This is a genomic window from Streptomyces lothianensis (assembly GCF_047779955.1).
Lineage (GTDB): Bacteria > Actinomycetota > Actinomycetes > Streptomycetales > Streptomycetaceae > Streptomyces.
Genome location: NZ_JBLMKT010000037.1, coordinates 194,219 through 206,498, shown reverse-complemented (window position 1 = coordinate 206,498; position 12,280 = coordinate 194,219). Strand labels below are relative to the sequence as shown.

The following is a 12,280-nucleotide window of genomic DNA, read 5'->3' as shown; positions in this document are numbered from 1 at the left end:
CCTTGCCCCCGTTTCGCGCCTTGAGGGCGCTCGTCCTCAAACGCCGGACGGGCTGGGGTGCCTACACAGCCGCCCCCTCGAAGAACCCCCGCACCCGTTGAGCGACCGGGCCCCCCGCCCCCACGTCGTCCAGCCCCAGCAACGCCGCGCCCAGGACCGGCCGGGCGGTGACCACCCGGGGCGTGGCCGACGGGGCCACGGCCGAGAGCCGGGTGGCGATGCCGGTCATCAGCCGGTCGTGGCGGGCGGCCAGGACGCTGCCGCCGAGGACCACCGGGGCCGGGGAGGACAGCAGGTCGAGGCGGGTCAGGGCCACGCGGGCCATCGCGGCCACCTCGTCCGCGAGGCGGTCCACGATCGCCCCCGCCACCGCGTCCCCGGCCGCCGCGGTGGCAAACAGTACGGGTGTCAGCTCATGGCGGCGCGCCACCGGGATGCGTTCCAGGTGCAGCGCCTCGATGAGTGCGTACATCGTCGGCAGTCCGAAGTGGCCGGGCAGCGTGTGCGCGAGCTCGGTCGGGCCGCCCCGGCCGTCCTCCGCACGGGCCGCGTGCCACAGTGCCTCCTCGGCGAGGCCCCAACCGCCGCCCCAGTCACCGGAGATCCGTCCGATCGCGGGGAAGCGGGCGGTGCGGCCGTCGGGCGCCATGCCGACGCAGTTCATGCCCGCCCCGCACACCACCGCCACGCCGAGCGGCGCGTCCACCCCGGCCCGCAGGATCGCGAAGGTGTCGTTGCGCACGGTCGCCGTGGACCCCCATCCCCGGGCGGCCACCGCGGCCGTCAGTTCCGCCTCCTCGACGGGCAGGTCCGCATTGGCGAGGCAGGCCGAGACATGGGACACCGAGCGCACCCCCGCCGCCTCGAAGGCCTCGGTGACCGTCACCGCCAGCGCGTCCACCGCCGCCCGCACGCCCACCCGCGGCGGCTGGAAGCCGCCGCCCCGCGCGGTCGCCAGGACCGTGCCGTCCTCGCCGATCACCGCGACATCGGTCTTGCTGTTGCCCGCGTCCACCGCGAGCACACTTGCGTTCAGGCCCACGTGAGGTGCTCCCGGTTGTGTGCGATCAGCCGGTCGGTGAGGCCTTCGGCAGCCTCGTACTGCCCGATGAGCGGGTGCGCGAGGAGCGCCTTGAAGACGCGGTCGCGGCCGCCGCGCAGGGCCGCGTCCAGGGCCAGGTCCTCGTAGGCCGTGACATGGGAGATCAGACCGGAGAAGAGGGGGTCGAGGGGAGGTGCGGCGAGTGGCGCCGCGCCCTCGCGTCCCACCGCGGCCTGTACCTCGATCACCGCGTCGTCCGGCAGGAACGGCAGCGTGCCGTTGTTGTACGTGTTCACCACCTGGTGCGGTGAGCCCTTGCCGCCGAGCAGCGCGGCCGCGAGGTCCACGGCCGCCTCCGAGTAGAAGGCGCCGCCGCGCTTCGCGAGCAGTTCCGGCTTCTCGTCGAGGGCCGGATCCCCGTACATGGCGAGCAGTTGCCGCTCCATCTCGGCGACTTCGGCGGCTCGGGACGGCTTGGTGCCCAGTTCCCGTACGACCTCGTCATGCGCGTAGTAGTAGCGCAGATAGTAGGAGGGGACGACGCCGAGGCGGTCGAGGACGGCGCGCGGCAGCCGCAGGGTCGAGGCGAGTTCCCCGCCGTTCTCCGCGAGGATCTTCGGCAGCACGTCCTCGCCTTCGGGGCCTCCGATCCGTACGCCGAACTCCCAGGTCAGATGGTTCAGTCCGACGTGGTCCAGGTGGATCTCGGCGGGCGCGAGGCCGAGGGACGCGGCCCAGCGGCGCTGGAAGCCGATCGCCACGTTGCACAGGCCGACGGCCTTGTGGCCGGCCTGCAGCAGGGCGCGGGTCACGATCCCCACCGGGTTGGTGAAGTCGATGATCCACGCGTCCGGACTGGTGCGGCGGACCCGTTCGGCGATGTCGAGGACGACCGGGACCGTGCGCAGGGCCTTCGCGAGCCCGCCCGCGCCCGTCGTCTCCTGGCCGACGCAGCCGCACTCCAGGGGCCAGGTCTCGTCCTGGTTGCGGGCCGCCTGGCCGCCGACGCGCAACTGCAGGAGCACCGCGTCCGCGCCCTCGATGCCCGCGTCCAGGTCGGAGGTGGTGACGATCCGGCCCGGATGGCCCAGGCGCGCGAAGATCCGGCGCGCGAGACCGCCGACCAGCTCAAGACGCTCGGCCGCCGGGTCGACGAGCACCAGCTCCTCGATCGGCAGCACGTCCCGCAACCGGGCGAACCCGTCGATGAGTTCGGGGGTGTACGTGGAGCCGCCCCCCACTACTGCGAGCTTCACGAAGTCAGCCTTTCATTTGAGTTTGGAGAGGGTGCCCGGGCGTTCACGCCCGGAACGGTCTGGCATCGCAGGGGTGAGCTGGGTGATGGGATGGAGCGGGTGAGCGGGTGAGCGGGTGAGCGGGTGAGCGGGTGAGCGAGGTCGGGTCGAGAGCTGGGGGTGGCGTCGAGCCGGGTGGAGCGGTGAAGCGGGTTGCCGGGTGGAGCGGGGTGTCCGGGCGGAGTGGGTCAGTGGGCGGAGGTGTCGAAGACCTCGTCGCGGGTGTCGGCGAGGGCGCTCTCCAGCGCCCCGCGCAGTACGGGATGCCGCCGCACCTCGCCGAGCACGAGCTGCGGCCGTGACGCGGCGAGTTCGGCGAGTTCGGCCTGGATCAGCGCACGCAGCGCCTCACCGCCGGCGCTCATCAGACCGCCGGACAGGACCACGAGTGAGGGATCGAGCACGGCGATCACCGAGGAGAGGCCGGTGGCGATGCGCTGGGCGGTCTGCTGGAGCAGCTCGGTGTGTGCGGGGTCCGCGGACTCCCCGGCCGCGGTGCGCAGCAGTTCGGCCGCGACCTCGGCGTGCGGACGGCGCTCGGAGGCCGTACGGATGCCGAGCGATGCGGCGATACGGGGGACGGCCTGCGCACCCGCAAGCTCCTGGTAGCCGCCGCTGCCGGTCCGGGCGACCTGGCGCACCAGCGGCGTGCCGGGCACGGGCAGGAAGCCCAGCTCGCCCGCGCCGCCGGTCCAGCCGCGGTGCAGCCTGCCGTTGATCACGAGGGCGGCGCCGATGCCTTCCTCGTTCCACAGGAGCACGAAGTCCTCGTGCTCCCGCGCCGCGCCGAGCCGCTGTTCGGCGAGCGCCGCGAGGTTGACGTCGTTCTCGTAGCCGACGGGCATCGGCAGCGCGGCCGCGAGCGCGTCGAGCAGGTCGGGGGAGTGCCAGCCGGGCAGATGGCTGGCGTAGCGGAGGCGGCCGGTGTTGGGGTCGAAGGCGCCCGGGGTGCCGATGACGACGCGGTGCAGCGCCGCACGGGTGAGCCCGGCGTCCTTCACCGCCCCGTCGAGGGCGTCGAGCACGTGCCGTACGGTGCCGCCCTCGTTCTTCGCGCGCCCGGGAGTCGCCAGCTCGCACTGCCCGACCGTCTCCCCACTGATGTCGGCGACCGCGGCGAGGATCCGCCCCGGGGTGACATCGAGTCCGGCGACGTGGGCGGCCTGCGCGTTGACGGCGTACAGCTGGGCGCTGGGCCCGGGCCGTCCCGCGCTGGTCCCGGTCTGCGTCACCAGGCCGGCGGCTTCGAGGCGGGCGAGCAGCTGGGACGCGGTCGGCTTGGACAGCCCGGTCAGCTTTCCGATCCGGGTGCGCGACAGCGGCCCGTGCGCGAGCAGCAGATCGAGCGCGGCCCGGTCGTTCATGGCCCGCAACACCTTGGGAGTTCCAGGCGCCCCTGGACCGCTTCCCACCATTGCCGCCCCTCCCGAACCGACTTCCGAACCGACTCCCGAACGACCCTCCTGCCAGGCCCGAGGCTATCGCCTCCGCCATCTATTAGGAAGGTTTCCTATCGCTTACGGGGAAGTTAGCAGCGGGGGGCCGGGGTGCGTCAAGGGTTCGTCGCGCACGAATCGGGCCCGGGGCGGCTCGGGTCCGGCGTTGAAGCGGAATCCTTCCTCTCACTTCAACGTCTTCGCCGTCAGCTATTCACTGAGTACATATACTCGGTGCATAGTGGCGTCATGAGCACCCGACACGTCCTGCTCGGCCTGCTGGCCGCGGGCCCGAGTCACGGCTACGACCTCAAGCGGCGCCATGACGCACGCTTCCCGCAGGCCCGCCCGCTGGCATACGGGCAGGTCTATACGACCCTGCAGCGCCTGGTACGCGATGGGCTCGCCGAGGTCGAGGGCACCGACGCGGACGGCGGACCGGAGCGCACCCACTACCGCGCGACCGGCAAGGGGTCCGTGGAACTCGCCCACTGGCTGGCCGAGATCGCCCCGCCGGCCCCCTTCATCACCAGCGACATCTTCGCCAAGGTCGTCGTCGCGATCCTCGCCGAGGCCGCGGGCGAAACCGCCGACCCCGCCGCGTATCTGCGCGCCCAGCGCACCGCCCACATGGCGCGGATGCGGGAGCTCACGGCGCTGAAGACCGCGCCGGGCGCGGACCTCGCCACCGTGCTCTCCGCCGACTACGCACTCAGCCACCTCGACGCCGATCTGCGGTGGATGACCACGACCGCAGGCCGGCTCGCCGCCCTCACCGAGGAGATCAGGAACGTATGACCACCCAGCCACCCCCCTTGATCACCGCACGCGGCATCGAGAAGGCCTACGGGCGGACGCAGGCGCTGCGGGGCGCCTCCGTCTCCCTGGCGGCCGGCGAGATCCTCGCCGTCACGGGAGCGAGCGGCAGCGGCAAGTCCACGCTGCTGCACTGCCTCGCGGGCATCGTCACGCCCGACGCGGGCAGCGTGCAGTACGCCGGGACCGAACTGGGACAGCTGTCCGAGGCGCGGCGCACGGAGCTCAGACGCACCGGCTTCGGCATCCTGTTCCAGTTCGGCCAGCTGATCCCCGAACTGTCGGCCCTCGACAACGTCGCACTCCCGCTGCTCCTCGCGGGCACGCGCCGGGCCGACGCGCAGGAACAGGCCGCCGACTGGCTCGGCCGCTTCGGCGTGTACGGGCAGGCAGGGCTGCGGCCCGGTGCGATGAGCGGCGGGCAGGCCCAGCGCGTGTCACTGGCCCGGGCGCTGGTCACCGGGCCCGAGGTGATCTTCGCCGACGAGCCGACCGGCGCGCTCGACACGCTGACCGGGGAACAGGTGATGACCACCCTGGTCCAGTCGGCCCGCGCGAGCGGCTGTGCGGTGCTGCTCATCACGCATGACTCCCAGGTCGCCGCGTATGCGGACCGGGAGGTGATGCTGAGCGACGGGCTGGTGAAGACCGACGGGCCATGGGCCGCCCAGCAGTACGGCACGGCGGAGGTCGGCAGCGATGGCTGAACTCGACCGGACCGGCCCCGCTCGGACCGACCGCACCCGGACCGGACGCACTCCCGCGCGCCCCACCCGGACCGGACGCACTCCCGCCGGCCCCACCCGGACCGGCCGCACGCGTCCGTACGCCGATCCGCCGCGGTCCGAGGCCGCGGGGCTGGGCGACACCATCGGGCTCGCCGCGGCCCTGCTGCGCGGCTCCGACCGGCACGAGTGGTGGCGGATCGCCCTCACCGGTTTCGCCGCGCTGCTCGCCACGGTGTTCGGGCTCGGGGCGGTGCTCGTGGCATCCATCTCGTACGACCGCCAGAGCGGGGGCATCACGGAGCGCATGGGGGCGGGCCTGGGTGAGCCGTACAGCCTGGCGGTCCTCAACGACGCGGGGGTGCGCCCCGGCTTCGCCTTCGCCATCGCCATGCTGCTCGTGCCCGTGCTCGGCTTCCTCGCCCAGACCACCCGGGTCGGCGCCGTGCACCGCGAACGGCGGTTCGCGAATCTGCGGCTCGCGGGCGCCACACCGCGGCAGGTGCGCCTGCTCGCGGCGGTCGAGGCCGGGCTGACCTGTCTGGCCGGTGCGGTGGCCGGGCTGCTGCTCTTCCTCGGTGTGCACGCACTGTTCGGGTGGCTCCAGGCCGGTGACACCACGCTCGCCTGGCCCAGCGATGTGGCCGTCGACTGGCCCGCGTTCCTCGGCGTCACCCTCGGCGTGCCCCTGGCCGTCACGCTCCTCAGCGTCCTGGTGCTGCACCGGGTCGTGGCCTCGCCGCTCGGCGTGGTGCGCCGGGCCCGCAAGCAGCGCAGCCGGGGCTTCTACCTGCTGTTCGTGGGCTGCACGGCCGGTACGTACCTTGTTGTCCAGATCGGCACTCGGGCGGACCTCGTGAGGACCCTCTTCCCGGTGCTCGCGCTGACGGCGGTCGTCCTCGTGGGGGTGGGCGCGGTGGCCTCCGCCGCGGCCTTCGCCCGGTCGATGGGCGGTGCCCTGCTGAAGCGTGCCCAGAGTCCCTCGGTGCTGATCGCGGCGGGCCGGCTCAAGGCCGACCCCTGGGCATCCGCCCGGATCCACGGCACGCTGCTCCTCGTCACCGTGGCGGGCGTGATCCTCGTCGGCGTCCGCGCGCTGATGCTCGGGCAGGTCGGAGCGCAGGACGAGGACGGCTATTACTCCGGAGGCATCAACCTGATCGCCGCGGCCCTGGCGACCGCCGCCTTCATCGCCCTGCTCGCCCTGGTCACGGGCACCGCGGAATCCCTGATCACCCGGCGCCGCGCGCTCGCCGCCCAGTCCGCCGCCGGGGTACCGCGGTCCGTGCTGCGCCGGGCGGTGCTCCTGGAGACCGCGCTGCCGCTCGCCCCGGCCATGCTCATCGCCGGCATCGGCGGTACGGGGCTCTACGTGGCGTACGGCGGCCTGATGGGGCAGCCGCTGCCGGTGGCCGAGCCGCTGCTCGTACCACTCGCGGTATACGCCGCCTGCCTGCTCGCCACCGCCTGCACGCTGCCGCTGCTCCGCAGGGCCCTGCACCCCGCGGAGCTGCGGTACGAGTGACCGCAAGGCCGGGTTCCCAGGGGAGCGGGGCCCGGGAGCACAGCAAAGCCCGGGCCCGAGGACGCAACAAGGCCCGGATCGGAGATCAGGCAGGGATGCCGTCGATCCGGGCCATCGCGTCCTCCGCGCCGTACGGCTGCAGATACGGCAGCCAGCGCGGGTCCCTGTGCCCGGTGCCGATGATGCGCCAGGCCAGGCCGGAGGGTGGTGCGGGTTTGTGGCGCAGTCGCCAGCCGATCTCCACCAGGTGGCGGTCCGCCTTGACGTGGTTGCAGCGGCGGCAGGACGCCACCACGTTGTCCCAGGCGTGGCGGCCTCCCCGGCTCTTGGGGATCACGTGGTCGACGCTGGTTGCGACGCCACCGCAGTAGACACAGCGTCCGCCGTCGCGGGCGAACAGGGCGCGCCTGGTGAGCGGAACGGGCCCCCGGTAGGGGACCCGGACGAAGCGCTTCAGCCGGACGACGCTTGGAGCCGGGATGGTGCGGGTCGCGCTGTGCAGGAACGCGCCGGATTCCTCGAGGCACATGGCCTTGTTCTCGAGGACGAGGACGAGCGCGCGGCGGAGCGGTACGACGCCGAGTGGCTCGTACGACGCGTTGAGGACCAGGACATGCGGCACCGATGCCTCCTAATACGCCGGCGGCGCGTGGCTCGCGCCGGGACGATCTGTAGTCAGTCTCCCCTCATGGCCTCGCGAAGCGCCACCATCTGCCGGTAACGGGCTGGGAGTGTTTTCGACCACACTCTGTACATCCCCAGGTGAGGAGCGTCTCTCCCCTGCGCAGGGCAACGATCCGCGCACAATGCCCCGTTAGGGTGGTAGTTCTGCCCGCATCCCCGCCGAGTCGCTTCCGGCGGGCAGGCCGCTACACCGTGGAGGTCCCCGCCGTGCTGTTGTCCGCTCTCACGGCCGCCGATCCCAGCGTGCCGCCGACGCTCGAGGACGCACAGGAGAAGGCCGGGAAGGCCGCCGGCTGGGTCGAGGAGAACTGGTCGACGTGGCTCGCCGTCGGGCTGCGGATCCTGCTGATCGTGGTGATCGCGGTGGTGCTGCGGCATCTCGTCCGCAAGGCGATCACCAAGTTCATCGAACGGATGAACCGCACGGCCCCGACCGTGGACGGCACGCCGCTCGGTGGCATGATCGCCAATGCCGAGCGGCGGAGGCAGCGCTCGGAGGCGATCGGCTCCGTCCTGCGGTCGACGGCGTCCCTGCTGATCATGGGCACGGCCGCACTGATGGTCCTCGGCGCGTTCTCGATCGATCTCGCGCCGCTGCTCGCCTCGGCGGGCGTGGCGGGTGTCGCCCTCGGTTTCGGTGCGCGCAACCTGGTCATGGACTTCCTGACCGGCGTGTTCATGATCATCGAGGACCAGTACGGGGTCGGCGACACCATCGACGCCGATGTGGCCTCGGGCGAGGTCGTCGAGGTCGGACTGCGGGTGACCAAGCTGCGCGGCGAGAACGGTGCGATCTGGTACCTGCGCAACGGCGAGGTCAAGCGGATCGGGAACCTGTCCCAGGGCTGGGCCACCGCCCACATCGATGTGACGGTGCGGCCGGACGAGGACCTGGACAAGGTGCAGGCGACGATCCTCGACATCGGTGAACAGCTGGCCGCGGAAGAGCCCTGGAACGAGCGGCTGTGGGGTCCGGTCGAGGTGCTCGGGCTCGATGCCGTCTACCTGGACTCGATGGTGATCCGGGTCTCCGCGAAGACCATGCCGGGCAAGGCGGTCGGGGTGGAGCGGGAACTGCGCTGGCGTATCAAGCGCACGTTCGACGCGGCCGGTATCCGCATCGTGGGCGGACTGCCGCAGGTGGTGGAGGCGGCGGGCGCCGAGCCCGTGACCGGCGTGGCGGCCCCGTCCGCGCACACCGCCCCGGCTGCGCACACCGCCCCGTCCGCGCACACCGCCCCGATACCGGCACAGGCCACCGAGGCCCCTGCGAACCCGCCGCGGACCACCGCGGCTCCCGGGAGCCCGTCACGGACCACCGCGAACCCGCTGCACTCCGGCGCCACGCCTCCTCCGGTTCCGCCGCCAGGCCTCTCGAAGTAGCGGCCCGCCCCGCGGCTCCCGCCCCTCTGCCTGCTCCCGCGCCCGTACGCAGCGACCGCACCCCCGCAACGGGGACCGCGCCCCCGCCGGTCACTCACCGGCGGCGGCCCGTACCTCCACCGACCACAGCGACACCCCGTACTCGGTGGCCCGCTCGTCCACCTGGATGCGTACGAACCGCACGTCCCGGGCGTCGAAGCCCACGGTCTCGCGGCCGCCCCGCCCGTCGCGGACGGTGGCCGCCGTGTGCCAGGTGTGGCCGTCCTCGGAGACCTGGACGCGGTAGCGGGAGGCGTAGGCGTCCTGCCAGGTGAGGGTGAGGCGGCCCAGACGGGCCGGGGCGGGGAGCTCCAGCTGCCACCACTGGTCGTCCTCCGCGGGCGAGGACCAGCGCGTGCGGGGGTCGCCGTCGTTGGCGGCGGAGGCCGGGAAGTCGGGGGTCTCGTCGGCCGAGGAGGAGGGCTTCGCGCCGCGGGCCAGGTCCTCACCGCTCACGCGGGGGTGCGCCCGTACGGTCAGGGTCCGGGTCTGGGAGCCGAAGCGGACCGGGATCTCGTATGTGCCCGAGGGGGTGTCCGCGGGCACCGTGATCTCCACGGGTACGCCCATGTCCGTGCCGCGCCGCAGCGTGGACTTCTCCGGGGTGCGCACCTCGATGCCGGCCGGTGCCTTCGCCGTGACCCGGCCGTTCACGTCCTCGGGCCGCTGGGCGGTGAGGCGGGCGGTGAGCCGCTGGGGGGCGCCGCCGATCTCCGCGTCGACTTCCGTGTGGGACAGCTCCAGGGTGGCGGCGGGGGCGTCCGCGTACCAGGGGATCAGGTGTTCCACCCGGCCGTCCGTGCCGTCCGTGCCGTCCGTGCTGTCCGTTCCCTCCTGCCGTACGACGCGCAGGGCGTCGACCTGTTCGCCGGTGGGGCCGCGGGTCTCCGTCCAGCCGCTGGACGACACCTCGCCCAGCTTGCGCCAGCCCTTCCCGGGGACGTGCGCCTCCAGGGTGCCGCGGGTGCCAGGGTCCGTCATGACGGAGACCCGGTCGAGGGGGCGCGGGCGCGGGAGCCGTACGGTGTCCGGCTCCGCGGGACGGTCGGCCGGGGGCTTCGCATCGCCGGGGTCGGTGTGCGTACGGTTCGTGCCCGTCCAGGCGGAGGCCTCCTGCTGTGCCCGGTCGAGGAAGGCGTCGAGGACGCCTTCGCCGACGGTCGCCCGCGCGGACCTCAGCTCCGTGCGCCGCGTCTTCAGGCGCCGCGCCGCGCTCCAGGCCTCCTCGCCCTGGCCGCGCGCCTGCGCGAGCAGCAGCTCGACGGCCAGTTCGCCCGCCTCGCCGTAGCGCCCCAACTGCGCCGTCCACGGCCGTACTTCGCGGCCGAGAGCGGTGGCTTCGAGGCGGACCGGTGTCTCGCGCAGCAGCGTGAAGGCGGCCTTCAGCTCCTTCGCCGCGCGGTCGAGGCGCTTCGTGTCCGTCGTCGTGCGCGCGTCGAAGAACTCCTTTATCGGCGGCCGCAGATACGCCGACTCCTGCGCCCCGAGCACGGAGGAGGCGTCGTGCCCGGCCAGTACGCCGACCGCCTCGCGCCGCTCGGGATCACCGCCGCCGAGCGCGGTGATCGCCGCCCGCCAGGACTCGCCGGGCCGGTATCCCCGCGGGTTCCACGCGAAGTCCGCGGCCGTGAACAGCGGGATGCGGGAGGCCGTCGGCTGCTGCATGGCATTGGCGAGCAGCGCCGCCGAGCGGGTGGCGACGGCCGGTTCGCGGCCGGTGTACGGGCCGAGGAAGATCCGGTCCTCGGCGTAGTCGTTCACCGGGTAGTTGTCCATCGTCACCAGGTCGTGCCCGCCGAACGCCCGCTGCGTGTCGGCGAGTTCCCGTCCGGTGATCTGCTTCGGGACGACGCCGACGCCCGTCCAGGCGACCTGCACCCGGTCCGTCAGCTCCTCGGCGAGCCGCGTGCGGTACTCGGTCGCGCCCTTCTGGTAGTACTCGGTCGGCATCAGCGTCAGCGGCTCCGCGTCCGGATACCGCTCGGCCAGATGCTCCGCCACCGCGTTCGCGACCCGCGCCTGCGCCTCGGCCGCCGCCTCGGGTCCGGAGCCGAATTCCTCGGCGTCCCCGTCGCAGTGCCATTCGCTGTACGAGACGTCCTGGAAGTGCAGTTGGAAGGCGCGTGTCCCCAGCGCCCACATCGCGTCGAACTTCTTCGTGAGCGCATTGACATCGCCGTCCGAGGACAGGCACATGGCCTGGCCGGGCGCGACCGCCCAGGCGAGCGTCACATGGTTGGCGCGGGCACGCTCGGCGAGTCTGCGGAAGTCCGCGCGCTGCTCGTCGGGATAGGGCTCGCGCCATTTCGCCTGGCGGTACGGGTCGTCGCCGGGCGCGTACACATAGCGGTTCTGCTTGGTGCGGCCCAGGAAGTCGAGCTGTTCGAGACGCTCCCCGGTGGTCCACGGGGTGCCGTAGAAGCCCTCGGTGGTGCCCCGTACTGCGGCCGCGGGCCAGTCCCGTACGCGTACGCCCGGGAACCGCCGGTCGGCGGCCAGCTGCCGCAGGGTCTGTACGGCGTGGAAGAGGCCGTCCTCCCCGACGCCCGCGAGCGCCACCGTGTCCCGGCCGTCGACCCGGCCGATGCCGATGCGGTAGCCGCCGGAGGGCAGATCGGCGCGCTCGGCCACCTTCAGGGCGCGCAGCGCCGCCTGAGCGCCCGCGTCATCACGCCGGGGCCGCAGCGCGGCAGGGCTCGTACGCCCCTGGCTGTGCCCCGCGCGTACCAGCAGTCCCGCGCCGGGCAGCCGCTCCGCGTCCGTGACCACGGCGATCCGCCGCGCCCCGGCCGAGCGCAGCACCTCGCGCAGCGCTTCGAGGGCATACGGATCGGCGCCCTTGTCGGCGAGCAGGAAGACACGCTCGGTGACCGCCACGCCGGGCCCGGCGGCCTGCAGGGACTGCGGACGCGGCCATACGGAAGGGGGCGCCGGGGCCTCGGCGGTGCCGTTCGCGGGGGCGGGTGCGCTCACGCCGGGGGCGGGCGGGGCGGCGAGCGCCCCGGGTGCACCGGAGAGCAGGCTGCCGATCACCGCGGCGGCCAGCGCCACCGCACTCTTCGAGCGCCGGACCAGCACGGCCTCTCCTGCCCTTCTTCTCAGTTCCCGCACGCGATGTCCCGCATGTCCCGCACGCGACGCCCCGTACGGCGGGAGCCGGTTTCCGCGGCTGTCGTCGGCGGGGGTTCCGGATGGTGCCGAGCCCACCACCGCGATGGTCACAGTGTCAATGCACGTGGCCGTTGTGCTCGTTTTGCCCGCCGGTGATTCCCGTTCCTTGCCTGCCGGTGATCCCCGTAACGCCGCTACCGGCGCGCACCCCCCGTCGGCGCCAC

Annotated in this window: 9 protein-coding genes; 4 read left to right on the top strand and 5 right to left on the bottom strand. The window is 73.2% G+C overall.

The features are described 5' to 3' along the window. Positions 1 to 61: 61 nt before the first annotated feature. The 3 genes from ACLF6P_RS13355 to ACLF6P_RS13345 all read right to left on the bottom strand — a co-directional run bounded on the left by ACLF6P_RS13355 (position 62) and on the right by ACLF6P_RS13345 (position 3,752). Positions 62 to 1,042, bottom strand: coding sequence for an N-acetylglucosamine kinase (locus ACLF6P_RS13355; protein WP_415950413.1), 981 nt, complete (start codon positions 1,040 to 1,042; stop codon positions 62 to 64). Continuing rightward, on the bottom strand, positions 1,033 to 2,298 hold the full coding sequence (locus ACLF6P_RS13350; RefSeq protein WP_415950411.1) for a 6-phospho-beta-glucosidase: 1,266 nt from the start codon (positions 2,296 to 2,298) through the stop codon (positions 1,033 to 1,035). The genes ACLF6P_RS13355 and ACLF6P_RS13350 overlap by 10 nt, the downstream gene beginning before the upstream one ends. Positions 2,299 to 2,525: 227 nt before the next feature. Further along, positions 2,526 to 3,752, bottom strand: a complete 1,227-nt coding sequence (locus ACLF6P_RS13345; protein WP_415950410.1) for an ROK family transcriptional regulator — start codon at positions 3,750 to 3,752, stop codon at positions 2,526 to 2,528. 270 nt (positions 3,753 to 4,022) lie between these two features. Between ACLF6P_RS13345 and ACLF6P_RS13340 the strand changes: the two genes are divergently transcribed. The 3 genes from ACLF6P_RS13340 to ACLF6P_RS13330 are packed head-to-tail and all read left to right on the top strand — an operon-like array spanning position 4,023 to position 6,839. After that, the gene (locus tag ACLF6P_RS13340) at positions 4,023 to 4,571 is read left to right on the top strand and encodes a PadR family transcriptional regulator (protein WP_415950409.1); all 549 of its coding nucleotides are present in this window, start codon (positions 4,023 to 4,025) and stop codon (positions 4,569 to 4,571) included. Further along, positions 4,568 to 5,296: an ABC transporter ATP-binding protein gene (locus ACLF6P_RS13335; RefSeq protein WP_415950407.1), complete on the top strand. Its 729-nt coding sequence runs from the start codon at positions 4,568 to 4,570 to the stop codon at positions 5,294 to 5,296. The genes ACLF6P_RS13340 and ACLF6P_RS13335 overlap by 4 nt, the downstream gene beginning before the upstream one ends. Further along, positions 5,289 to 6,839, top strand: a complete 1,551-nt coding sequence (locus ACLF6P_RS13330) for an ABC transporter permease (RefSeq protein ID WP_415950406.1) — start codon at positions 5,289 to 5,291, stop codon at positions 6,837 to 6,839. Before ACLF6P_RS13335 ends, ACLF6P_RS13330 begins: the two co-directional genes overlap by 8 nt. Before the next feature lie 85 nt (positions 6,840 to 6,924). On the opposite strand, the gene ACLF6P_RS13325 is transcribed toward ACLF6P_RS13330, so the two are convergent. After that, a complete protein-coding gene (locus tag ACLF6P_RS13325; protein ID WP_415950404.1) occupies positions 6,925 to 7,461 on the bottom strand; it encodes an HNH endonuclease in 537 nt (178 codons plus the stop codon). A 269-nt stretch (positions 7,462 to 7,730) separates the two neighbouring features. On the opposite strand from ACLF6P_RS13325, the gene ACLF6P_RS13320 reads away from it, so the two are divergent. Continuing rightward, positions 7,731 to 8,906, top strand: coding sequence for a mechanosensitive ion channel family protein (locus tag ACLF6P_RS13320; RefSeq protein WP_415950403.1), 1,176 nt, complete (start codon positions 7,731 to 7,733; stop codon positions 8,904 to 8,906). Positions 8,907 to 8,996: 90 nt separating this feature from the next. On the opposite strand, the gene ACLF6P_RS13315 is transcribed toward ACLF6P_RS13320, so the two are convergent. After that, positions 8,997 to 12,023, bottom strand: a complete 3,027-nt coding sequence (locus ACLF6P_RS13315) for a beta-N-acetylglucosaminidase domain-containing protein (RefSeq protein ID WP_415950401.1) — start codon at positions 12,021 to 12,023, stop codon at positions 8,997 to 8,999. Between the last annotated feature and the right edge of the window lie 257 nt (positions 12,024 to 12,280).